Source organism: Rhodococcus sp. WAY2 (assembly GCF_009859915.1).
Taxonomy (GTDB): domain Bacteria; phylum Actinomycetota; class Actinomycetes; order Mycobacteriales; family Mycobacteriaceae; genus Rhodococcus_F; species Rhodococcus_F oxybenzonivorans.
This window is the reverse complement of the sequence record NZ_CP046572.1, coordinates 3115712-3139178: the sequence shown is the minus strand read 5'-3', so window position 1 is coordinate 3139178 and position 23467 is coordinate 3115712. Positions and strand designations below refer to the sequence as shown.

Here is a 23467-nt window from a genome sequence, read left to right as displayed (position 1 = left end):
ACCGCGCAGGAGGGATCCGGCCTCCACACGCATCCATCACTGTCCGAGCACCCCCCACCAACGGATCACTCCCCCAGCCGGATAGCACGCTCCCCTTTCGTGGTATACCCGCTAACTACCCGGTCGGGTGGTTGTCGAGGCGTACTGGGCTCAGTCCGCGGCTTCCCGCCCTGGGCGCCCCGACTGCGCAACCAGATTGGATACGAAAAGTGGTTCCTCGCGCCGCGCCTGACCATCAGTCAAGCCGGCCGCGACCGGAATCTGCTTGTGGCGCAGGCCGTGCGGTCTCGTCGGGCTATACCACACGACCACAAGGCTGCCCTTCAGCGAACGCTTCGGCTCACTTCCGATGGATCCGAACCGTGTCAGTGATCGACAGCCGCTCCGGGTGGGGCGGGCGGTCAGGTGATGGCGCGGAAGGAACCGCCGTCGACGCCGTACACCGAGGAGGTGACGTACGAGGCGAGGTCGGAGGCGAGGAAGACAACCACGTTGGCCACTTCCTCGGGAGTTCCTATGCGTTGCAAAGGAAGTCCGCGATGTTTCATCTCGACGTCGATGGATTCGTCGCGGTGCACGCCGTGGACGGCGGCGAAGGTGTCGGCGAGGCCACCCTCCATCAGCCACATCGGCGAGAGGATGGGGCCGGGTGCGACCGCGTTGACTCGCACGATCGGGCCCTCGCTGATGGCCAGCGAGCTGGTGAACGACAGGATGGCCGCCTTCGACGCGGCGTAGTCCGGTCCGGCGGCGATCGGCTGACGACCCAGGTCCGAGGCGTTGTTGACGATGACACCGTGTCCGGCGGCCCGCATGGTCGGCAGCACGTAGGTAGCGGCGCGGACCTGGCTGAGGAAGTTCAGTTCGAGGGTGGAGACCCAGTCGGTGTCGGTGAGGCTGTCGATGGTTCCCAGGCTGCCGGCGCCGACGTTGTTGAACAACACATCCACGCGGCCGTCGTAAGGGGCAAGGACCTCGTCGAGACCTCCGGTCACCCCGGCCTCGGTGCTCAGATCGGCGACGGCGTAGTGCACCTCGGTGACCTGCTCGAGTTCCTTGGCGAGGATGTCGAGGCCGTGCCGGTCGCGATCGAGCAGGGCGAGGCGGGCGTTTTCCGCGGCGAAAGCCCGTGCGGATGCGGCTCCGATTCCGGAGCCGGCGCCGGTGATGACGACGACCTTGTCCCCTAGTCCGGTTTCCATCGTGATTCCTCTCGGGCGTGGGTGTTAGTTGCGGGCGAGTTCGGAGTACCCCGCCGGCAGGCAGCCGTTGGGGGTGAACTCGTCGAGGTTGTCCTTGGTGACCACCGGCAGCGGCATGTAAAGGACCGGCGGCACGTCTTTGCCGGCGAGGACGTCCATCATGGTGGTCAGGGCGTGGGTGGAGTCCCAGCACGGGGATTGGAACAGTGTCGTCGACATGGATCCGTTCTCGAGCAGGGTCCGGGCGACCGGCGCGTAGTTGTGGCCGAGGAGTTTGACTTGTCCGGCCATCCCTGCGGCGTCGAGGGCTTGGGCGGCGCCGGAGGCCATGATGTCGTCCGGGGTGACGAGGGCGTCGATCTGGTTGCCGAAGCGGCTGATCAGTGAGCTCGCTGCGGTCTGGGCCTGGTTCTTGTCGAAGTTGCCCGGCTGGGAGCCGAGGAGCTTCATGTCGGGGTGGTTGGCCATCTCGCGTTCGAGGCCGATCTGACGGTTGATCGCTGCCGCGTTGCCGGGGGTGCCGCCGATGTAGACGTAGGTTCCCTTGCCGCCGAGCAGCTTCGCGAGTTCCTTGCCCTGGAGTTCGCCGATACGTTGGTCGTTCGGTCCGGTGAACGCGTGGTACAGGCTGGCGTCGAGGCTCTCGGGGGGCTGGGAGTTGCTGATGTTGACCGGAATTCCGGCCCGCTGGGCCTGGATCAGCATCGGCTGTTCGGCGCCGTAGAGCGCGGGCCAGATGACTATGCCGTCGACCTTCTTGGCGATCGCAATCTTCATCTGCGACGCCTGCACCGAAGCGTCGTAGTTCGAGTTCATCACGAATGCGTTGACGTGGTGTTCTTCGGCTGCCTTCCGCAGGGACGAAACGTAGTTGCGCCCGTACTCGTGGTTGCGGTCCATCGGCACGAGGAAGGCGATCGTGGGCCAATCCCCGTTGTCGGTGGCCGCGCCGGGAGCGCCGCACGCGGTGCCGGCCAGCACGGCGGCTACGCAGACGGCGATCGCGAGTGCAGCTCGCCGGAATAGAGAATTCTTGTGCGCCATCATCGTGCCTTTCCTGCTGCGACGGCTGTGGGGTCTGAGGATGCGCCCGTGAGGGGACCGAGCAGCGATGGGAGCCGCAGGGCGCGCACGCCCTCCTTCGTCAAGACGACGGCGGCGAACAGGATTGCGCCGATGGCGATGCCCTCGACGCTCGAGTCCAGCCCGCTCATCTGCAGGCCGATGCTGATGCCACCGAGCGCGATCGCCCCGATGACGGCGCCGATCACGCTGGCGCGGCCACCGGACAGGCTGGCGCCCCCGACGACGGCGGCCGCGATCGCCAGCAGCATCACCGTCGATCCCAGGGTGGGTGAGGCGGCGACCAGGTTGAGGGTGTCGACGACACCGGCGAGGCCGGCGACGCAGCTGCAGATGGTGAAGGCGAGAATCTTGCGGGTGTCGATGGAGATACCGCCCGACGCCGCGGCTTCGGCGTTGCCGCCGATGATGTAGAGCTCGCGGCCGGTACGCATCTTGGTCATGAAGAACCACAGGGCGGCGGTCGCGGCGACGGCGATGACGATGTCCGGGGTGATCTGCCCGATCAGCGGGACGCTGAATTCCAGGGCCCGGGTGGAGTCCTGCAGTGGCACCGGGGCGCCGTCGGTGATCGCCAGGGCGAGACCCTGCAGGGTGATCAGCATGCCGAGGGTGGTGATGAAGGAGTTGATGCCGACCTTGACGACCAGGAGACCGTTGATCAGTCCCACCACCGCACCGGTGATCAGCGCGAGGGGAATCGAGACGGCGAGGTTGCCGGAGGCCTGCGCGGCGACGGCCGCGGTGACGGCCATGGTCGATCCGACGCTGAGGTCGATCTCGCCGAGGACGAGGACCGGGTCCAGCGCGATCGCCACCAGCCAGACGTCGACGATGCGGGACAGGGCGATGCCGTAGGAGCCGAGTGCGGTCGGCTGGACTGCCAGCAGCACCACGACGACCAGGGCCAGCAGGATCACCGCCCGGAATGCGGTCCAGCTCTTGAACTGGGTCAGAAGAGTGTGGCCGTTCACTTGAGACCTCCACGTCGGCGCAGGATGGCGTCCGCCGCGAGGGTCGCGACGATGATGAAGCCCTGCACGAACTGTTGCCATTGGAACGGCAACCCGGCCAGGGACAGGACACTGAGCAGTACCTGGACGAACGCGACACCGAGGACGGTGCCCAGGATCGATCCGCGGCCGCCGAAGAGGCTGGTGCCACCGATGACGACGGCGGCGAGGGCGTTGAAGTCGTAGCCGGCGGACATCGTCGAGACTGCACTCGAGCTGTAGCCGGCCAGCGCCATGCCCGCCGCGGCCGCCCCGAGCGAGGAGACGGCGAAGGTGAGGGTGAGGGTGCGGGTGGTGTTCAGTCCGGCGATCCGGGCGGCACCGCGGTTGGTGCCGGTGGCCCGCAGCGAGTACCCGAAGCTGGTGGCGGAGAGCAGGTTGTGGGCGAGCACGGCCACGACGGCGAAAATCAGGAAAACCACCGGAATGCCGGCGACGGAGGCGTTGCCGATCCACGACAACAGCGTGGTGTTTCCGGAGTACTGGGCGCCGCCGGTGATGTAGTTGAGCACGCCCATGCCGGCGGTGGCGGTGGCCAGGGTGACGATGACTCCGTTGCCGCGCATCAGTCCGGCGCCGATGCCGTTGATGATCGCGAAGGACAGGCACGCCAGGATCGCGGCCGGTGCGGCCACGGCGATGCCGTGCGGGCTCACCGCGATCACGACGATAGCGGCGAGGGCGATCTGCGGCACCACCGACAGGTCGATGATCAGGCCTGAGACGACCACGAACGTCATTGCCAGTGCGACGAATCCGAGGAAGGTGCTGTTACGCAGCAGCGTGCCGAGGTTCTGTGCGGACCAGAAACCGTCGAGTCCGACCGCGGCGAACAGCAGTAGTGCGATCAGCGCCCCGGTGACCACGATTGCGGTGGGGTTCTCATCGAATGTGCGCCGCAGGGGCGGCACGTAAGGTGCGACCCGCCCTGCCGGCGCGATCTGGGTGTCAGACATGTGCGGCTTCCTTGCGTTGGTGCGTGGTGTCGTGATGGGTGCCGAGCCGGACGATGGCCTGTTGGTCGGCCTCGGTGGCGGACAGTTCGCCGGTGATCGTGCCGTCGCGCAGGACCGCGATCCGGTCCGACAACGAGAGCAGTTCCTCGAGGTCGGAGGAGACGACGATGACGGCGGTGCCCTTCGCGGTCAAAGAGCGGACTAGTTCGTGAATTTCGGCTTTGGCTCCGACGTCGACGCCGGCGGTGGGCTCGTCCAGGACGAACAGTCGTGGATTGGTGGGTAGCCACCGGCCGAAGGCGACCTTCTGCTGGTTGCCGCCGCTGAGCAGTTTCACGGTGGCGGAGGTGTTGGCGGGGCGCAGGTTGACCTCGCCGGCGAGGCCGGTGGCCATCTTTTTCAGTGCCTTGGTACGGATCTGTCCGAACCGGCTCAGCGCGGTCAGCGAGGGTAGCGCCAGGTTCTCGCGCACCGATCGGGCTAGCAGTACCCCTTCCGTACGGCGGTCTTCCGGGACGAAGGCGACGCCGGACCGGACCGCGGAGCGGTAGGAACTGATGGTGCGGCGGTGGCCGTCGTAGCTGAGGGTGACCGACCCGCGGGAGCGGGGTTCGAGGCCGAGGATGGCCCGGACCAGTTCGCTGCGACCTGAGCCCATCAGTCCGCCGAGACCGAGGACCTCGCCGGCACAGACCTCGAGGCTGGTGCCGAACACCCCAGGCGCCCAGAGGTTGTCGACGGACAGGACCACCTCACCGAATGAGTCCGTCTTCTCTTCCCGCTCGTGTTGTTCCTGGTCGAGCAGTTTCTGCCCGACCATGCTCTCGACCAGCCGGTCGGTGGTGGTCTCGGCGAGGTCGAGGTGCTCGACCAGGCGGCCGTCGCGGAGGACGGTAGCGCGGCTGCACAGTTTGAAGATCTCCCGCAGCCGGTGCGAGATGTACACGATGGTCACACCCTGATCGCGCAGGGACTCGAGCAGGTCGAGCAGCTGGTCGGTCTCCTGGGGTGTCAGGGAGGCGGTGGGCTCGTCGAGGATGAGGATCTGCGGGTCCAGGCGCAATGCCTTGGCGATCTCGACGAACTGCTGGAGGGTCGCCGGCAGCTGACCGACGAGGGTGTCGGGGTCGATGTTCACGCCCAGCCGCGCGCACAGTGCGGCGGCGATCGAGCGCATAGCTTTGCGGTCGACGAGTCCGTGTTTGGTGGGAGTGGTTCCGACGCAGATGTTCTCGGCGACGGTCAGGTCCGGGCACAGGCTCAGTTCCTGATGGACCAGTGCGATGCCGGCGGCCTTGGACGCTACGGTCCCCCCGGACAGCAGTTGTCCGGAGACCAGCACCTGACCCTCGTTGGGGGTGTAGAGGCCGGCGAGCACCTTCATCAGTGTGGATTTGCCGGCGCCATTCGCGCCGACTATGGCGTGACAGGTACCGGAGTCGATGCGGATGCTCACGTCCTCGAGCGCGTGCACACCGCCGAAGTGCTTGCTGACCCCGGTGGCCTCGATGGCAGCGGGTGACGAAGCGGGGATCTGTGAGGTCACGGGGGCTCCTGATACAGGCTGGGAAATAACGCGGTACTGCAGGGCGCGGGGGTGATGGACGCCCCGAACGACTTTTCATCACTACTTAAAGTGTGACGCCCACCATACCATCTAGTTCAGTGTGACTGTCAATATCGGGGAATCATGGAGTAGCATTGGACAATGTTCATTGCAGCTGAATACAGACGCGGTGGTAACCGATCGGACGAAGCCGATCGGTTACCACCGCGGTGTCTGCGCCGAGGAGGCCGGAGACCTAGAAGAAGACCTGCTCGCCACCGGTGAGGTTGAGAGCGGAACCGGTGGTGAACGAAGCCTCGTCGGAGGCCAGCCAGGCGACCATCCGGCCCATATCGTCGAGAGTGCCGAAACGACCCGTGGGTATTTTGGCGTCGAGGTAGTCCTGCAGCTTCTGCTCGAGCGTAATTCCCTCGCTCTGAGCGATTTCCGCGAACGACTTCTCCATCATCTCGGTGTACATGCAGCCGGGACAGATGGCGTTGACGGTGATGTTGAAAGGCGCCAGTTCCAGCCCGAGGGCCTGCGTCATCAAGATGACGGCCGCCTTCGATGCGGAGTAGACGCCCTCGTTGGGGCGGGCGAGTTTGCCGAGCTGGGAGGCAGTGTTGATGATCCGCCCCGACTTTTGCTCTTTCATCACCCGGGCGGCCGCACGGGATCCGTTGAAGACGCCGCCGATGTTGACGTCCATGGTGCGGCGGAAGTCTTCGTCGGTGACGTCGGCGATTGCACCGTAGGTGTAAATGCCGGCGTTGTTGACCATGATGTCCAGGCGCCCGTGCGTCTCGACAGTGGAACCGACCAACTCGTCCACCGACGCCGCGCTGGACACGTCGACCTTGGCGGAGCTGCTCTTCGGGCTGCCTGCGGACTGCAGCGTGGCGGCGGTGTCCTCGGCGCTGTGCAGGTCGGCGCAGACGATGGTGGCCCCGCGCCGGGCGAGTTCGACGGCGATGCCCTCACCGAGTCCGCGGCTGGCTCCGGTGACGATGGCGATCTTGTTCTCGAGGGTGGACATGGGGAATCCAATCTGGTGTTCGGGTGGGGTGAGCTCCGCCGGCACACCGGTGCACGGGGGAGTCGGGTGAGGGGGTTTACGCGGTGGGCACCGGGGTGGGCTGGTAGGCGAGGAATCGCCAGCCCGCATCATCGGTGTACTTCCATACGGCCAGGCACCGGTTACGCAGCTTCTTCTCGCGTCCGCCGGCGGTGATGCTGGCGTTCATCTCACCGATGACGAGCGCGACGTCGTCGACGATCCGGATGAACTCGATCGGGTGGTCGATGTCGTGATAGACGTAGTAGCCCGACCGCACCTTGTCGAGGTAGGAGTCGAGGCTGTCCGTGTCGCCGGAGGAGTGCGAGTAGGCCAGGTCGGGGTGGCTGAGCTCGGCGAACCGGGCCAGGTCCTGGTCGACGATCGCCCGGTACCGGGCGTTTTCGAGATCCCGGATGGTGGTCGTCGCGTCGTGGGTAGCTGTCACGTCGGCTCCTGTGCTGTTCAGGGTGGGTGAGGGTGGGTGTCGTACCGGGTCATCGGCGGGTGGGCCGATCGCCGCGCAGAGCCTGGCCGAGGAGGTGACGCAGCCCGTCCTCGGTGACCGGGGTCGGGTTCGAGTAAGGGTTGGACAGGACCTCGTCGATGACGGCAGGGAGTTGGGTTTCGCGCACGCCCAGTTCTTCGAGCGAGTGCGGGATCTGCAGTTGCTGCTCGAGGTCCCACAACGCGGCAGACGGGTCACCATCGGCGCCCAGGGCCCGCTGCAGGGCGGCCCGCGCTGCCGGGGCGTGGGATTCGTTGTAGGCCAGCACGTAGGGCAGCACGATCGCGTGCGTCTGGGCGTGCGGCAGGTCGAGGGATCCGCCGAGGACGTGGCAGAGCTTGTGGTGCAGCGACATCGTGGTCGCCCCCAGGCAGGCGCCGCACAGCCATGCCCCGTAGAGGGCTTTCGAGCGGGCGTCGAGATCGGTGCCGTCGGCGACCACCGCGGCCAGCGATTCGGCGAAGGCGCGTACTCCCTCTTCGGCCATCAGCGAGATGATCGGCGAGGCGTCCGGGGCATAGAGCGCCTCGACGGCATGCGCGACCGCGTTCAGACCGCTGGCGGCCGAGATCTCCGCCGGCAGCGTGGCGGTCAGCTGTGGGTCGTAGATGACGCTCTGCGGCAGCACCTTCGCGTCGCGCCCAGTCTGCTTGCGCCCGTCGCGGGTCAGACCCCAGATCGGGGTCATCTCCGATCCGGCGTAGGTGGTGGGGATCGCGATGATCGGTAGCCCGTGTTCGAGGGCGATCGCCTTGCCGAGGCCGATCGAGGAACCACCGCCGATCACCACGCAGCTGTCCGCGCCGAGCTCGCGGGCCCGGTCCCGGGCGCGGTCCGCGGTGTCGACCGGCACGTGCATGCGAGCCTGGTCGAAGATGCCGGCACCGCGGTCACCGAGATGATCCATGACGAGATCGGCCAGGTGCTTCTGCTCGGGAGTGCACAGGACCAGCGCCCGCCTCAGCCCGAGTCGGTCGAGTTCCTCCCCGATCTTGGTCACCGCGCCGACCTCGAAGCTCACCCGCATCGGCAGGGCCTGATAGTGGAAGGAGCTGGTGAGGGTCACAGTCCGGCCGCCTCTCGTACCTCGGATTCGAGCAGGGTCACATCGAAGTGGACCGTGCGGAAAGGATTGTCGAATCCGAGCTCGCGGGCGCGGTCCGGGTCGTCGACCACCGGGAACTCCCGGATCAGGCTTTCCTTGACCCCGAACACGACATCGGAGTCGATGTAAGGGGTGCCGTCGACGAACAGATGGGTGGTGACCGGTTCGTGGCCGGGTGCGGTGACGATGAAATGCACGTGCGCCGGCCGGTTGGGATGGCGCCCGGTGATGGCCAGCAGCTCCCCCACCGGTCCGTCGTCGGGTATGGGGTAGTACCGCGGAACGATCGAGCGGAACCAGAACTTGCCCTCGTCGTCGGTTGTGAACAACCCACGCAAGTTCAGCCTCGGCTGGATGCCGGGTTGCTGGACGTCGTAGAAGCCTTCGGCGTTCGCCTGCCAGACGTCCACACTCGCCCCGGCCAAGGGGGTGCCGTCCGCGCTGCGGACCTGTCCGGTCACCAGGCACGGCTCACCACCGTCGTCGAGGGCGATGGTGTCGCCGAGCTCGCGCGGCGGGGAGTCGACCATGTGGAACGGGCCCAGAACGGTCTGCTCGGTGGCGTGATCGAGGGCGCGGTGGTTGATCGTCTCGACCAGCATCGATACCCCGAGAACATCGGAGAGCAGGATGAATTCCTGACGCACGTCGTTGCAGGTGTGCCCGGTGCGGGTGAGGAACTCGATGCCCTTCTCCCACTCCTCCTCGGTGAGCTGGACGTCCTTGACGAAGTCGTGCAGGTGCTGGATCAGGGAGGTCAGGATCTGCCGCAGCCGGGGATCGGTGTCGGCTCCGAGGCTGTCGATCACCACCTCGGCTGAGCGGCCTTCGGTGAACAGTCCACGATCGGTCATCGGTTCAACTCCTTTCACGGTGCGGTGTAGCCGCCGTCGACCGGCAGTTCGATGCCGGTGACGTAACTGGCCTCGTCGCTGGCGAGGAACAATGCGCCATAGGCGATTTCGCGAGGATTGGCGGCACGCTTCATCGGGGTGGCGGCGATCACCTCGGCGGTGATCGCCTCGTCCTGAGCGTCGATCATCGGGGTGCTGGCCAGACCTGGGTGCAGGGAGTTGACCCGGATGCCGTCGCCGACGTACGACAGGGCGGCGTTCTTGCTCATCATCCGCACCGCGGCCTTACTGGCCTGGTAGGCCGAGACCCCGGCGGCGCCGACGATGCCCCAGATCGACGAGACGTTGACGATCGCGCCGGCGTGCTGGGCCTGCATGGTCGGCAAGACCGAGCGCATGCCGTAGAAGACCCCGGTCTGGTTGACCGCGATGATGTGGTGCCAGTCGTTGAGGTCGATCTTGTCGATCGCCTCGTAGGAGCCGACGAGGCCGGCGTTGTTGACCAGGATGTCGATCCGCCCGTGCGCGGCGATCACCGAGTCGACGAGTCCCTGCCAGCTGTCGAGCTGGGTGACGTCGAGGCGCTTGAAGGTGATGTTCGGGTGTCCGAAGGGCTCCGGCTCCCGCAGGTCGCCGACCACCACCCTCGCGCCTTCCTCGGCGAACAGTTCCGCCGTGGCGCGGCCGATACCGCGGGCTCCGCCGGAGACGACAGCTACCTTCTGTTCCAACCGCGCCATTGTGTTGCCCTCTTCTTTCGTGTTCGAATCGGTATCCGGCCAGGTCAGCGCAGGTACTTCATCGTCGCTTCATAGGCGGCGGGAACGGCCTCGCTGATCGGGAGCTTGCGGTAGGCGGCGGACAAGATCTCCACGCCGTAGATTCCGTCGTAGCCGGTCTTACGGATGGCGTCGACGAAGCCTTGGACGTCGAGTTCGCCCTCGCCGGGAAGCCGGCGGCCGTTGAAGGTGTCGGCGATGAGGTCACCTTCGAACGTCAATGGCGCATCGTCGAGTTCGACGTCGAAGATGTACTGCGCCGGGATATCGGCGAGAGTGTCGAAGTCGACGCCGGCACGGGCGACGTGCCAAATGTCGATCAACAACCCGCCAGCGGGATGATCGGCCTTGGCGATGAACTCGAGTGCCTGCTGCGGTGTCTTGACGTTCACGAACGGCATCGGCTCGAACACCACCGTGGTACCCGCGTTTGAAGCGTCGGTGCAGAGCTTCACGAATTCGGCCGCCATGTGATCCGCATCGAATTCACCACCACTGAAGTCGCCGCCGACCTTGATGTGACGGGCGCCGAGAGCTTCGGCGGCCCGGAACATGTTTTCGCGAATCTCGTCCGCGGCTGTCCGGCGCTTGTCGGTGAGGAACCAGTTCTCCAGGAACTCGAGCTCGAGGTGAGCGATGCCGTTGTCGGCGAGCATGGTCTTGACAGTGGGAAACCCGTACTGCTGCTCGGCGTCGAGAAGATCCAGGTACCCAATGCCCACGCCGGTGAATCCGGCCTTCGCGGCAACCTCGATGCGCTCCTGGAAGCTGTGCGGACTGCGATCGTTCTCCGCATTGCCGGCGTCGGCGTCACCAGCGGTCGTCCACGTTCCAGCGATCAATTCGATTTTGCTCACTACCAAATCTTCCTTCCCGAGGGGTTGGGTGGATTGCATCCTGCGGCGTAGCGCAGGATCGCGACGATGCCAGACTGACCAACCAAATAATTCATTCTGGCTTAATTTTGTGACTCCAATCATGCAATCCGTGTAGTGTGAATGTCAAGATCGGGCGATGAACTGCGGTGTTGCACCACTGCCGGAGTTAAGCCAGAGTGGATATCGAGCGTCAGACACACAGAACGGGGCACAGTGGTGGAAGAGGAAATCGGCGTGGCCTTGAAGCGGGCCCGCCTGGACAAGAAACTGTCACTTCGCCAGGTCGCAGATCAGCTCGGCATCTCCACCAGCCTGCTGTCCCAGGTCGAGAACGGAAAAACCCAGCCGTCGGTGAAAACACTCTTCGGTCTCGCGACCGTGCTCGAGGTCTCCCTCGACCAGATCGTGTCCGGTCGCAGCGGTCTCGACATCGAGCTCCCGCAGAACCGCGACGCCGCGGCGGGTATCCAGCGCGCCGCAGACAATCCGGTCCTCGAAATGGAAAACGGGGTCACCTGGCAGCGGCTGGCAACCGGAGGGCGCACTGAGATCGAACCGCTCTACGTCACCTACGAGGTCGGCGCTTCCAGCTCGGTCGACGGCAAACAGATGCGCCACGACGGAGCCGAGTTCGCGTACATCCTCGAAGGCACGCTGCGGCTCCGGCTCGACTTCGACGAACATGACCTGGGCCCCGGCGACTCGTTCTGCTTCGACTCGAGCCGGCCACACCTGTTCTACAACCCAGGCACGGTACCCGCACGCGGCGTCTGGTTCGTCTTCGACACCGCGAGCCACACCGCCGACGTCAAATCGTTGCTAGACGCGATGCGAACCGCCAACGGAAGCGGCCAGAGCCGCACTCATCTGCCCACGTTCAGGTAAACCCGCTAGCCTGTCCCCACATTTCGGCGATCACCTCCGCCTGATCCTGCCTGCGGGTGAGTACCCACTACCCGCGCCGAGGCCGCCGCGAACCAGCGCGTCCACCGGCGCGGACTCGGGAGCAGCTGGTTGACCCCTGCCGCGTATGCCGACTCTCTGCAATCACTGTGAACGTGGGCTTCTGGTCAGCCCTCGCCAGTGCGTAACGATCGAACCGGAGATGGTGATATCCACTCGAATGGATTCACGGAGATGCGAGTGGCCGTGGGACGGCCTTCCTCGCCGAAATGGGGGGCGATGTTGAAGTCTATTGGGCGGATTGTGTTTGCGTGTGCCGCGGTCTCTGTAGCCGCTGTGGTCGGTTGCGGGTCGGCCTCCGCCGCTCCGGTCCCGGTGCAAGCCGGTGATACATGGGCTATGGCCGAGGACGTCAGTCAATGCGGTGTTGCCCGGATCCCGATGACGGTGGGTCTGTCGAGCGGGTGGCCAGGTGCCGAGGCATACATTCTGCTGTCACCGGAGTTCTATGTGCCCGCGGAGCTGCGAGGAGCACCGCACGAACTGACCTCGTGCCTTATCCCGGTGACCGTGCATTGGGAGAACCTTGATACGGGCGCGGCGGGCAGTCGCACGGTCTATCCGATGGACAGCCGCCCGGATCGATATCAAACCTCGGGTAACGCGGCCTATGTCGCGTCGGGCCTCGGGCGCGTCCGGTTCTGGTTGAGTACCGCTACTGCTCACGTGTCCGCGCCTGCAATCGAAGCTGTCATCTCGCTCTGAGATCTGTTCGCAGCCCGCCTGTTTGATGTGAGCCGATGATTTAGTCTCGAGAGAGAATCGAGGTCCTCACGTCGCTCACCACCGGCCAGGATGTTCTCATTCGGGCACCATTCGAGTGGTGCGCCGAACGGGTCCGCAATGCCGAGGGATCCCTGAGCGGCACGGTCCTCAACTCGGCGTCGTTGGGTGGGTCAACTTCCGGCTGGCCGGTGGAGCCGGAGAACTCCGCTAGCGGAAGCCCGACCGGCGTGTTCCGGAAGCGGTCCCCAATCGGAAGCTTGACTGCTGTTGTCCCGCAAAGGTGGTCCGGTGGACCAAACCAATGCGGATAACACACCGCATGTCGAGCGGGACCGTCTGGGGTACTGCTTGGAGCTTCTTCAGGGATCCCGATGCCGAGGAATCCCATCTCGCCTACATTGCGATAGAAGTCCCTCGGCACGATGCCTGCGGCGAGTCACTCGTCCAAGACCTTCACGACCTCGGCTTCGGTGAAGGCCCGGGCGGTCCTCCGAAAGGCCCCGTGGTCGTCGTCGTGGTTCTCGCGGCGGAAATCTCAATCCTACCTCGTTGGTTCAGATACCGAGCCCTATCGGGGTGTGCTGGCCGCCCGGCAGCGCACCGAGCGCGCCGACGGCGTGCACGATGCGTGCGGCGGTACCCGGATAGGGATCGAGTGCCGGGGTGATGCTCAGGGTGCACTCGGAGTCGTCGCCCCCGATCGCGGTGACCGTCAAGGAGCGCTCGTAGCCTTCGAAAGACCCCTTGGGCAGTCCCTTCCAGGCGATGCGGATGCGTTCACGACCGTCGTGGACCACTACCGCGGCCTCGTCGAAACCCACCCTGGTGCCCGGGCTGATCTGGATGCCCGCCACCTCGGTGGCTGCGTCCGCCGTGACGAATCCGCCGTACACCTTCGACACGTACCCGGTGAGGCCGAGGACATCGGCGATCATCTCCGCGGATTCTTGCAGCACCCCGCCCACAGGACCGGGTTGACCGTCTGCGAGTGTGCCGAGACCCATCTCGTCGGCGAGGACGCCTCGGCCCCACGCGGTGATGTCGGAGCGGGATTCGCCGACGATCGAGACCGGCGCGGGCAGCGCGCTGCTCAGCAGTGCAGGCAGCACGTCGAGCCAGAATCCGGGCAGCATGCCGGTGCCGACGATGCGCGCACCGGTTTCCTCGGCGCGCTTCTGTAACCGCGAGTACATCTCGGGATCGAGCTTGACCCGGGGATGGACGAAGCAGGCGTGTACGAGGTCGACACCGGCGTCGGCGCACAGTTCCATCGCCCGGTGCAGCACTTCACCTTTCAGGCCGGCGTAGGTCAGGACGTCGAAGTCGCCGGAGCGGATCGCGCCCTCGAGGTCGGTGGTCGCCGTGATCCCGGCGGCTCGACCCCCGGTGAGTGTGCCGATGTCCTGGCCGGCATGCTCGTCGAAGAAGACGATGGCAGTGGTCAGCGTGTGCGGGCTCGCCTCGATGGCGCCGACGAGCTGGGCGGCGGCGCGTCCGGTTCCGTAAAGTCCGACCCGGCGTGACTGCGTCGAATTCATTACCGCTCCTCAGTCGTTGGCGTAGGCGATGACGCGGACTTCACACAGCAGCTCCGGGCGGGCGAGGTGTGTGACTCCGACGCCGGTCCAGCACGGGTACGGTTCCTTGATGTATTCGTCCTTGACCCGGCCGAAAATTTCACCGTCTCGGGCCATATCGGTGTGATAGGTGAGCAGTTCGAGGATGTTGTCCATCGAGGACCCGGCCGCTTCGAGGGCCTGCTTGACGCCGTCGAACGCGAACCGGGCCTGGGCCTCGATGCCGTCGGCGGGCGCCGAGGTGGCCGGGTCGATGCCGACCTGACCGGACACCCAGATCAGGTCACCGACGCGGGTGGCCGTCGAGAAGTGCAGGTCATTGTGGTAACGCTCGGCACGCGGTCCGGGATTGAAGTTCTGACGCTTCGACATCGGGAAAGGATCTCCTGTTCTGGGATGGATTAGACGAGCTGCTGGAAGACCGGCGAGCGGAACGGGTCGCCTGCGTTCAGCTTTGCCATCTCGTCGGTGAACAGCACGCCGTTGCGCGTGTAGCGCGGGTTCGACTGCGGCAGTTCGCGGAACGTTGCATCGTCACCGAAGAATCGCAGCACCAGGGTGTGGCGATCGGGGCAATCGGCATCGACCGCAGCGCCGCCGTGCAGCGAGCGGGGGTGCAGGAACACCACGTCGCCGGGGTTGACTTCGAACGAGACGAGATCCCAGGAGTTCGGGTCCTTTTCCAGGTCCTTGTCTATCCACGGCAGCCGCGGCAGCGATCCGTCGCCGTACAGCGGTTCGGTGGGGTCGTCGGCGTTGGCGAAGCTGGCACCGTCGTACTCGATGCCCTTCCAGCTGCCACGCACGATTTCCAGCGAGTTCTTCTTGGGGACATGCTGGAACGAGATCCAGGCGTTGCCCCAGTCCGGGCCCGCCCACGGCAGGTTCGAGGTGTCCTGGTGAAATGGGCCGCGGCCGCTCGCGCCGTTCTCCTTCACGAACACCTCTTCGGCGTAGTACCAGACGTGCTCGGAGTCCCACAGCTCGGCGAAGAACTCGCCGAACGGAAGCCGGGTCACCAGTTCGTCGAGCCGTTCCTTCGCGGCCGGGTTGGCGTTGTCGATGTGGGTTTGCAGGCTCGTGCCGTCGAGGCGACGGAAGACGAACGGGCCCGGGTTGGCCACATTCCACTTGAAGACCTCGTACAGCTCCGCGAGCTGTTCCGGGTTGAGGAAGTTGCGGACAACGGTGGCGCCGTCTTCCCAGAAGGCCTTCTTGACGGATTCGTCGATCATGGGAGTCTCCTAATTCCTAGGGGGTGACGCAGACCACGCTAACGGGTAGACGGCATTTGCACAACATCTGTTTTGTAAAAGGAAACACACTGCAGCCCAGGGCTCCACGGCCGACATCACGCACGATCTACGCAGCCGAATCTGAACGGCGATTGGCCGGGACCGAAGCGACGGCTCACAGCTGGTATCGGCTCCGGTGCCCGCGAGTTCGACCTGGCCCGAATCCGACACCCACACGTTTACGGTGTTACGGCGCCGAGCCGAGCCAGGGGCTGAGGGACGCCGATTGCTCGGCGAGTGCTGCCTTCTCCGCACCGGTCAGTGGGCGGCCGACCGCCTGGTCCTGATCCCAGGCGACGATCACGCTGACAGCTTCGACCACCACCGTGCCCGAATCGGTCGTCAGTCGCTCCTGCAGTCTGATGCTCGACGAGCCGATGTGCTCCACCGCGAACGAGCCGAAGAGCACCCGTTCGCCGAGTGAGGCGGGGGCCCGGAAGTCCAGCTCGAGCCGGGCGACGACATACCCCCACCCCGGAACCAGGGAGCCGACGACGCTGTCGAGCCAGCGGCCCCGACCATCGTCGAGGATTGCCACCAGGGCCACGTGCGAGACGTGCCGATACGCATCGACGTCGTTCCAACGCAACGGGATTCCGATGACCTGCGATGTGCCCACCCACCTCACCTGCTCACTTCTCAGGGCCCGACCGCCGACAGGCTCATGACGAGCCGACTCCGCGGCCGGCAACTCGGAGTTTACATAACCACTGTTGCGTTAATCATGGCGAGTCGATAATGTGGCGTGCGTCACCCGAACAGGGGGCCGGAGCCCCGGCGAGGGAGACCGTTCCGCTCGCAGGCGTCCCCCGCGTATCGACGCCTCCATCCCCATCACACCGCGACGGTGTGATCGACATCAGTGAGCACACCTTGACACAGCAGCCCAGCACTACCGACCGTGTCAGCCCACCCCTGCACGGACCCGACATCGTCGCCCGACTGGACCGGCTCCCGGTACTGAAACCACACCTCCTGTGGATTGCCCTCATCGCGATCAATTTGATGATCGAGTACTACGACAACGGGCTTTTCATCTACATCGCACCGGCACTGCAATCCGACGCGAATCTCACCACCGGCCAGATCGGCACCATCGGCAGCGCCTTCTTCGTCGGCATGCTCGTCGGCGCGCTCATCGGCGGGCGACTGGCCGACCGGTTCGGTCGCCGCCCGGTGTTGGTGTGGGCGACAGTGGTCTACTCCCTCGCCTCACTGATGTCGGCGGCAATACCCGAATACTCCTGGCTCCTGGTCTCCCGGATCATCACCGGCATAGGTGTGCAGGCGGCGACCTCGGTCTTGCTCGTGTACATCGCCGAGATGTTCCCGTCGAAATCGCGGGGACGCTTCATCGCGATCGCCACGATCGCCTTCACCCTCACCGCGCCCATCCTCGGCGCCCTGTCGCTGTACATGCTGCCCAACAGCGCGCCAGGAACGTGGCGCTACCTGTTCCTATTCGGCGCAATCGGCTTGCTGATCGCCCCCGCCATCCGCCTGTTGCTCCCGGAATCGGTGCGCTGGCAGGTCGGCCAAGGAAATCTCGACGCCGCCCACAAACAGGTCGCCGGCCTCGAAGGCATTGCGCGGCAAGCGGGTAAACCGCTGCCGGAGCCCATCGTACGCATCGAAACCGGCACCCAATACACCTTGCGCGAACTGATGCGAAACAAGAAAATGCTTCGGCTGGTCGCCGTCGTCGGCTTCGGCTGGTTCGGCGCCACGCTCGGGCTCTACATGTATCAGAACTGGTCGGTCTATGTGTTGGTCGACTCGCTGCAATACTCCGAGACCGACGCCTACACACTCCAGTTCGTCTGGTCACTCGTGTATGCGCTCACTCCACTAGTCACCGTGTTGCTGATCGACCGGATGGAGCGTAAAACGCTGATTCTCTGGTCGTCGACGGCTTCGGCGTTCCCGATCCTGGCGCTCGGGCTCGCTACCAGCGATGTCGTGGTCGCCATCGCGGGCGGTGCCGCGGGCATTCTCACCGGTGTCGTGTTCTCCGTCTATTACGCCTACATTCCCGAAACAATGCCCACCGAGGCCCGAGGTCTGGGAACCGGCGTCATTTTCAGTCTCGGCCGACTGGGTGGCGTTCTCTCAGGCGTGCTCGGCGCCGCCATCTACAGTGCAGACGAATGGGGTCTCGACCGGTCGGGCCTGATGATCAGCGCAGCCGCGGTGTATATCGTGTCCGCGATCATAGTGTTCGGGTTCGGCCCGAAGACGGCCAACAAATCGTTGGAAGAAGTCTCGGCGCGCGAGTTGTGACCTGCCGACTGACCACAGTCGCGTACACGCGGGCCGCCCGGTCTGGAAAGGCCCGGCGGCCCGTTGTCGCCAGGAACCGAAACCGCGGTGGAACGCTGTTCGGCACCGTGCAGATGCCCGCGGGTCGATCCGGGGCGGCGGCGATGTGATGATGGGGACCATGCTGACGCAGACGAACGACCCGGGTGGTGCCGATCACACGGCACGACCGATGCGAGGACCCGGGCGCCCGGTAGGCGATCGCGAGGAGAAGAGGGCGGAGCTGCTCAGAGCGGCAACCAGCGTCATCGCCGAACAGGGGTTCGCGAGAGCGTCGCTTCGAAAAGTCGCCGAACGCGCTGGATATACGACGGGGGCGGTGACCTACTATTTCGCCAATAAGAGCGACCTCGTCCACGCGCTCGCGGAAAGCCGCTTCGACCGGTACGACACACTGCTCGATGCCGTCGCACCGGAGGCAGATATCCGTGGACTGCTGCAGCAATGGCTGGAAATGTCGGTCGGGGAGCCGGAATTCTCCCATGTGATGTCGCAACTGCTGGCCAATACGCAATTCGACGCGAAATTGCGGGAGACCATCGCTCGGCGATACGCGAGTTATCGTGCGCGCTTCGCCGATGTTGTCCGGGAAGGCCAGCGGCGCGGCACGATCCGCGATGACGTATCCGCGGTGATTCTCGTCGATCAAATCGGGGCGATGGGTGACGGGTTGGCGATCATCGCCCCCCTCGAGCCCCACAACTTCGGCGCCGACAAGATCGAGCAGATACTCGACGGGGTGATCCGGCTCATTTCTCCGCCGTAGCGGCGGTGAGCCGGAGCGAATTCAGCCTCGGCGCAGTTCGTGCTCGAGGACCTTGCCGGTGGCGCCCTTCGGGAGAGAAGCGCTCTTTCCTGCACCAATGTGCAGGTTCAGACATTCTTGCCGACACGAGTTCGAGAAACTGCTACGGCCGCTGACACGAAGTCGAGACGACTGACATCGAACTTGGGCGACGCTCTCGGTCCACCTAGCGGACGGACGGCTGCCGTTCCTCGCTGTCGTCGGGGTCGTTGCCATCGGGTCCGCTGATGGCATCACGCACCGGACCGGGTGTCGCGAGGTGCGGCCCGATCACCGCGAGCGCCTCCGGCGTGGTCATCGTCCAGTGCGTCGCGTCGACGGGGTGCTCGTAAATGTCGCCGCCGACGTGAGGCTTCCAGCACGTCACCGGATCGATGTGGAATCCGTCGTCCAGGGCAGCGGTGAAGAATACGAGGTCGCCGTCGAACATCCGCGACTGGTGCCGATCGATCAGCTCCGGCGCCCGCTGCGCGTTTGCGTAGATACGGGCGAGTTGCGGCGCGGTGAGGCTCGCCAGCGGTCCCCCAATCGCCCCGAGGAGCGCTGCGGCTCGCTCTGCGTCGAATATGCCGTCCGGCGCGAGCTCGTCGAATCCGCCCGTCGTGGGCAGTTCGAGACCGAAGCCGCCCAGGAGGTCCGCCACGGTAGCGGGGTTCTCGGCGCTCGCACTGCGATCGAGCCCGACGTAACTGTCGAGCATCCCGAGGAGTCGGACCTTCTCGCCGGATGCCTGCAGCTGTACGGCCATTTCCTGGGCGATCACGCCACCGAGGGACCATCCGAGCAGGTGATAGGGGCCGTGTGGCTGAATCGAGCGGATCTCGCGCACATACCGCGCGGCGAACTCGGTGATCGACGCGAGCGGCGCCTCGTCCTCGGTGAGTGCCGGGGACTGCAGCCCGTAGATCGGCCGATCCTGGGTCAGGTGCCCACTCAACCCGGCGTAACTCCACGCGAGCCCGATGAAGGGGTGGACGCAGAACAGCGGTTCCGCCGCTCCGCGGGTGCGGATCGGCAGCAGGACGTCGAGGGACGCACCGGTGTCGAGGACGCCGTCCGCCGTCGACTTCGCGATCCGCTCCCCCAGCGACTGCGGCGTGGGGTCGCTGAACATCCACTGGAGCGGGAAGTCGCTTGCCAGTTCATCGGCGAGTGCGGAGGCGACACGGGTCGCGATCAGCGAGTTGCCGCCCAGATCGAAGAAGTTGTCCGTGCGGCCCACCCGTTCCAGGCCGAGCACTTCCTCGAAGACGCGGGCAACCATTTTCTCGGCCGCGGTGCGAGGCGCCGCGTATTCGACGGCAGCCGAGGACAGCTCCGGTACGGGCAGCGCGGCGCGGTCGAGTTTGCCGTTCGCCGACAGCGGGAGGGCGCCGAGCTCGACGACGTGCGCCGGGATCATGTACGACGGGAGCCGCGTGGACAGGTGGGCGCGCACGTCGGGTGAACTCGGTGAGTGCCCTCGCACCAGGTACGCGATCAGTGCCTCGTCCCCGCGCGAGTCGCGGTGCACGACCACCACCGCCTGGCTGACGTCCGGATGCGCTTCGAGGGCTGTTTCGATTTCGCCGAGTTCGATGCGCTGGCCGCGCAGCTTCACCTGGAAGTCACTGCGGCCCAAATACTCCAACGCTCCATCGCCCCGGCGTCGCACGAGGTCACCGGTCCGGTACATGCGTGCCCCCGGCGTGTAGGGGTTGGCGACGAAGCGGTCCGCCGACAGGTCCGGCCGCCGGAGATAGCCGCGCGCCAGCTGGTCTCCAGCCAGGTACAACTCCCCCACCACACCATTGGGCACCGGATGCAACCGCGCATCGAGGACGTGGAGCTGGGTGTTCCACACCGGACGCCCGATGGGCACCGCGTAGAGGTCGGCGGCACTTGTGTTCCAGTAGGTTACGTCGACCGCCGCCTCCGTGGGGCCGTACAGATTGTGCAGGTCTGCCCGACTGACCGACCGGAACCGCTGCGCCTGCTCCGGAGTGAGAGCCTCACCCGAACAGAACACCAACCGTAGCGACTCACACTGCGCGGCAGAGGGTTCGGCGAGGAAGACGGAGAGCATCGACGGCACGAAGTGAATCGTCGTCACGCGATGTTCCCGGACGAGCCTGGACAGATACCGCGGATCGCGGTGCCCGTCGGGTGCGGCGACCACCAGGCCGGCGCCCACCTGTAGCGGCCAGAACAATTCCCACACCGACACGTCGAACGTGGTCGGAGTCTTCTGCAGAACGACGTCTTCGGCGGTGAGTCCGTATTCGTGCTGCATCCAGAGCAGCCGGTTCACGATCGCACCGTGGGTGACGGCGACGCCTTTGGGCCGGCCGGTCGATCCTGACGTGAAGATGACGTACGCGGTGTTCGCCGACGACAGCGGTGCCAGCCGTTCGCGGTCGGTGACGGCGACCCGGCTGTATCCGGTGAAATCCTCGGCGGCGATGTCGATGACCGGCACCGCGGTGTCCACGGTCTCACCGTCGACGAGCACACACACCGGTGCCGCTGTCGCGAGGACCGAGGCCGTGCGTTCGGCCGGGTGATCGGGGTCGACGGGAAGGTAGGCGCCGCCCGCCTTTCCGACGGCGTAGACCGACACCAGCAGTTCGACGGAGCGGCGCATGGCCACTGCGACCACCGATTCGGGGCCCACACCCTGCTCGATCAGTCGGCGCGCAAGCGCGTTCGCGCGCGCATCGAACTCGGCGTACGTCAACTCCTCCCCGTCGAAAACCAGGGCGGTGCGGTCCGGGGTGGCGGCGACCTGCGCACCGAAGAGCGACGGCAGGGTTCCTGCCAGGACGTCGTGCGACGTCGCGTTGATGCCGACGATCTGCTTCCGTTCACCGGCGCCGAGGACGTCGATGTCGCCGACCGGAACACCCGGATCGTCGACGGCGGAGGCGAGCACTTGCAGGAAGCGCTCACCGAAGACGTGCACGGTCGATTCCTCGAAGAGATCGCAGGCGTAGGTGAGCCGGGCGGTGATCCCGTCCGCGCGGCCGTCGGCGTCAAAGCGTTCCATCAGCGTCAGCTGCAGATCGAACTTGGCCAGGTCCACGTCGAGGTCGACACCGCTCACCGCCAGCTCCCCCAGCTCGAGGGTTGCCTGGTCCAGGTTCTGGAAGGTGAGCATCACCTGGAACAGCGGGTGCCGCCCAGTGGACCGCGCGGGATTGATCACTTCGACGAGCCGCTCGAAGGGGACATCCGCGTGGGCGAATGCGGCCAGGTCGGTGTCGCGTACGTCTGCCACGAACTCGGCGAAGGTGCGTGCGCCGTCGACCTGCTGTCGCAACACCAGGGTGTTGACGAACATGCCGATCAGGTCGTCGAGTGCGCGCTCGCCGCGGCCGGCGACCGGGGTGCCGATCGCGATGTCGCTCGTCCCGGCGAGCCGGCTCAGCAACACCGCGAGGGCCGAATGCACCACCATGAACAGGGTGGCGTTCGCGTCCCGCGCGGTCCGGTGGAGGCCGTGGTGCAAGGCGGCCGGAACGAGGAAGTCGATGCTTCGACCCCGGTACGACGACACCGCCGGACGTGGCCGGTCGGTGGGCAGGTTCAGCTGGTCGGGGGCACCCGCGAGGGTGCGGGTCCAGAACGCCAATTGCTGCGCCGCCAGCGAGGTCGGATCCGATTCGTCGCCGAGCAGATCCCGCTGCCACAACGCGTAGTCCGCGTACTGCACCGGCAGCGGCGACCACTGCGGCGCGGCACCCGCCGAGCGGGCCGCGTACGCCGTCATCACGTCCCGCACCATCGGTGCCATCGACCAGCCGTCGCCGGAGATGTGGTGCACGACGAGCGCCAGCACATGCTCGGTGTCGGACAACCGGAAGATCCGCACTCGCAACGGGACCTCGGTGGTGACGTCGAACCCGGTCGTGGCCACTGCGGCGATCAGCCCGGCCAGCTCCGCTTCTTCGGCGCTGACCACGGACAGTTCACCCCCGACCCGGTCGACGGGCAGGATTATCTGGTGCGGCCCCTCCGGGGAATCCGGATACACCGTCCGCAGCGACTCGTGGCGGCCGAGGACGTCGGTGACCGCGTGTTGCAGCGCGTCGACATCGAGGGACCCGGACAGGCGCACCGCCACCGGAATGTTGTCGGCGGCCGAGTCCGGGTCGAGCCGGTTGAGGAACCACATCCGGCGCTGCGCCGACGACAGCGGGATGCGTGCGGGGCGTTCGGCCGGTGCGAGGCGCGGACGGTCGGCGTTGGCGTTCTCCGTCGACTCGAGCAGCGCAGCGAGGCCGGCCACCGTCGGCGCCTCGAAGAGTGTGCGGATTTCTACGCGGCGTCCCAGGGTTTCGGACAGCCACGCCACAACCCGGGTGGCGACCAGCGAGTTGCCGCCGAGTTCGAAGAAGCTCGCGTCGGCGCCGACGAGTTCGACCCCGAGCACGTCCCCGAATGCCGCGGCGACAGCGGCCTCCATATCCGTTTCCGGGGCCCGGTACTCGTCGTGCGCGGTCCCGAATTCCGGTATTGGCAGCGCCTTACGGTCGAGTTTTCCGTTGGTGGTCAGGGGCAGGGCATCCAGGACGACGAGCGCTGCGGGCACCATGTAGCCCGGCACTCGACGGGCCGCGTCCGCCAGCACGTCTGCGACGACGAGGGTCGCGCCATCCTCGGGCACCGCGTATCCGACCAGAGCCGTCCCGGTCGTCGGGTTTTGATGCGCGACGACGACGGCCTGCTGCACGCCGGGGCATCCGCTCAGCGCCGACTCGATCTCGCCGAGTTCGATCCGGAATCCGCGCACCTTCACCTGGAAGTCGGAGCGCTCGAGGTA

Annotated in this window: 20 protein-coding genes (1 of these 20 only partly in view); 4 read left to right on the top strand and 16 right to left on the bottom strand. The window is 65.9% G+C overall.

Annotated elements, in window-relative coordinates; all coding sequences use genetic code 11:
• Nucleotides 1–401: 401 nt before the first annotated feature.
• From GFS60_RS14455 to GFS60_RS14405, 11 genes are all read right to left on the bottom strand, one after another.
• Complete coding sequence (locus GFS60_RS14455; RefSeq protein ID WP_159922197.1) at nucleotides 402–1202, bottom strand: SDR family NAD(P)-dependent oxidoreductase; 801 nt, start codon at nucleotides 1200–1202, stop codon at nucleotides 402–404.
• Nucleotides 1203–1226: 24 nt separating this feature from the next.
• The gene (locus GFS60_RS14450; protein WP_159922195.1) at nucleotides 1227–2249 is read right to left on the bottom strand and encodes a sugar ABC transporter substrate-binding protein; all 1023 of its coding nucleotides are present in this window, start codon (nucleotides 2247–2249) and stop codon (nucleotides 1227–1229) included.
• Nucleotides 2246–3259 (bottom strand): ABC transporter permease, encoded by a 1014-nt coding sequence (locus tag GFS60_RS14445; RefSeq protein ID WP_159922193.1) that lies wholly within the window; start codon nucleotides 3257–3259, stop codon nucleotides 2246–2248. The genes GFS60_RS14450 and GFS60_RS14445 overlap by 4 nt, the downstream gene beginning before the upstream one ends.
• On the bottom strand, nucleotides 3256–4254 hold the full coding sequence (locus GFS60_RS14440) for an ABC transporter permease (RefSeq protein WP_159922191.1): 999 nt from the start codon (nucleotides 4252–4254) through the stop codon (nucleotides 3256–3258). The genes GFS60_RS14445 and GFS60_RS14440 overlap by 4 nt, the downstream gene beginning before the upstream one ends.
• Complete coding sequence (locus GFS60_RS14435; protein WP_159922189.1) at nucleotides 4247–5800, bottom strand: sugar ABC transporter ATP-binding protein; 1554 nt, start codon at nucleotides 5798–5800, stop codon at nucleotides 4247–4249. The genes GFS60_RS14440 and GFS60_RS14435 overlap by 8 nt, the downstream gene beginning before the upstream one ends.
• Before the next feature lie 256 nt (nucleotides 5801–6056).
• Nucleotides 6057–6839 (bottom strand): SDR family NAD(P)-dependent oxidoreductase, encoded by a 783-nt coding sequence (locus GFS60_RS14430; protein ID WP_159922187.1) that lies wholly within the window; start codon nucleotides 6837–6839, stop codon nucleotides 6057–6059.
• 76 nt (nucleotides 6840–6915) lie between these two features.
• A complete protein-coding gene (locus GFS60_RS14425; protein ID WP_159922185.1) occupies nucleotides 6916–7305 on the bottom strand; it encodes a nuclear transport factor 2 family protein in 390 nt (129 codons plus the stop codon).
• A 49-nt stretch (nucleotides 7306–7354) separates the two neighbouring features.
• Complete coding sequence (locus GFS60_RS14420) at nucleotides 7355–8431, bottom strand: maleylacetate reductase (protein WP_159922183.1); 1077 nt, start codon at nucleotides 8429–8431, stop codon at nucleotides 7355–7357.
• The gene (locus tag GFS60_RS14415; protein ID WP_159922181.1) at nucleotides 8428–9324 is read right to left on the bottom strand and encodes an intradiol ring-cleavage dioxygenase; all 897 of its coding nucleotides are present in this window, start codon (nucleotides 9322–9324) and stop codon (nucleotides 8428–8430) included. Before GFS60_RS14415 ends, GFS60_RS14420 begins: the two co-directional genes overlap by 4 nt.
• A gap of 14 nt (nucleotides 9325–9338) precedes the next feature.
• Nucleotides 9339–10064: an SDR family NAD(P)-dependent oxidoreductase gene (locus tag GFS60_RS14410; RefSeq protein WP_159922179.1), complete on the bottom strand. Its 726-nt coding sequence runs from the start codon at nucleotides 10062–10064 to the stop codon at nucleotides 9339–9341.
• Between the two features lie 44 nt (nucleotides 10065–10108).
• Nucleotides 10109–10960: a sugar phosphate isomerase/epimerase family protein gene (locus GFS60_RS14405; RefSeq protein WP_159922177.1), complete on the bottom strand. Its 852-nt coding sequence runs from the start codon at nucleotides 10958–10960 to the stop codon at nucleotides 10109–10111.
• Nucleotides 10961–11215: 255 nt separating this feature from the next.
• Here GFS60_RS14405 and GFS60_RS14400 point away from each other — a divergent pair, with 255 nt between their 5' ends.
• Together GFS60_RS14400 and GFS60_RS14395 are read left to right on the top strand one after the other, a co-directional pair.
• Nucleotides 11216–11866, top strand: a complete 651-nt coding sequence (locus GFS60_RS14400) for a helix-turn-helix domain-containing protein (protein ID WP_236603458.1) — start codon at nucleotides 11216–11218, stop codon at nucleotides 11864–11866.
• Nucleotides 11867–12283: 417 nt separating this feature from the next.
• Complete coding sequence (locus tag GFS60_RS14395; RefSeq protein WP_159922173.1) at nucleotides 12284–12649, top strand: hypothetical protein; 366 nt, start codon at nucleotides 12284–12286, stop codon at nucleotides 12647–12649.
• A gap of 575 nt (nucleotides 12650–13224) precedes the next feature.
• Here GFS60_RS14395 and GFS60_RS14390 read toward each other — a convergent pair.
• The 4 genes from GFS60_RS14390 to GFS60_RS14375 form a co-directional block, all read right to left on the bottom strand.
• The gene (locus GFS60_RS14390; protein ID WP_159922171.1) at nucleotides 13225–14208 is read right to left on the bottom strand and encodes a hypothetical protein; all 984 of its coding nucleotides are present in this window, start codon (nucleotides 14206–14208) and stop codon (nucleotides 13225–13227) included.
• A 9-nt stretch (nucleotides 14209–14217) separates the two neighbouring features.
• Nucleotides 14218–14619 (bottom strand): RidA family protein, encoded by a 402-nt coding sequence (locus GFS60_RS14385; RefSeq protein WP_159922151.1) that lies wholly within the window; start codon nucleotides 14617–14619, stop codon nucleotides 14218–14220.
• A 29-nt stretch (nucleotides 14620–14648) separates the two neighbouring features.
• A complete protein-coding gene (locus tag GFS60_RS14380; protein ID WP_159922149.1) occupies nucleotides 14649–15482 on the bottom strand; it encodes a phytanoyl-CoA dioxygenase family protein in 834 nt (277 codons plus the stop codon).
• A 247-nt stretch (nucleotides 15483–15729) separates the two neighbouring features.
• A complete protein-coding gene (locus GFS60_RS14375) occupies nucleotides 15730–16161 on the bottom strand; it encodes an acyl-CoA thioesterase (RefSeq protein ID WP_159922147.1) in 432 nt (143 codons plus the stop codon).
• Nucleotides 16162–16391: 230 nt separating this feature from the next.
• On the opposite strand from GFS60_RS14375, the gene GFS60_RS14370 reads away from it, so the two are divergent.
• Together GFS60_RS14370 and GFS60_RS14365 are read left to right on the top strand one after the other, a co-directional pair.
• Nucleotides 16392–17822 (top strand): MFS transporter, encoded by a 1431-nt coding sequence (locus tag GFS60_RS14370; RefSeq protein WP_159922145.1) that lies wholly within the window; start codon nucleotides 16392–16394, stop codon nucleotides 17820–17822.
• 160 nt (nucleotides 17823–17982) lie between these two features.
• Nucleotides 17983–18627 carry a TetR/AcrR family transcriptional regulator gene (locus GFS60_RS14365; protein WP_159922143.1) on the top strand — a complete coding sequence of 215 codons (645 nt, stop codon included), beginning with the start codon at nucleotides 17983–17985 and terminating at the stop codon, nucleotides 18625–18627.
• A gap of 205 nt (nucleotides 18628–18832) precedes the next feature.
• Here GFS60_RS14365 and GFS60_RS14360 read toward each other — a convergent pair whose 3' ends face one another.
• A protein-coding gene (locus GFS60_RS14360; RefSeq protein ID WP_159922141.1) for a non-ribosomal peptide synthetase crosses the window boundary here: on the bottom strand, nucleotides 18833–23467 show its end. 26403 nt of this gene lie beyond the right edge of the window; 4635 of the gene's 31038 nt are visible here — the last part of the coding sequence; the start codon falls outside the window, past its right edge; its stop codon occupies nucleotides 18833–18835.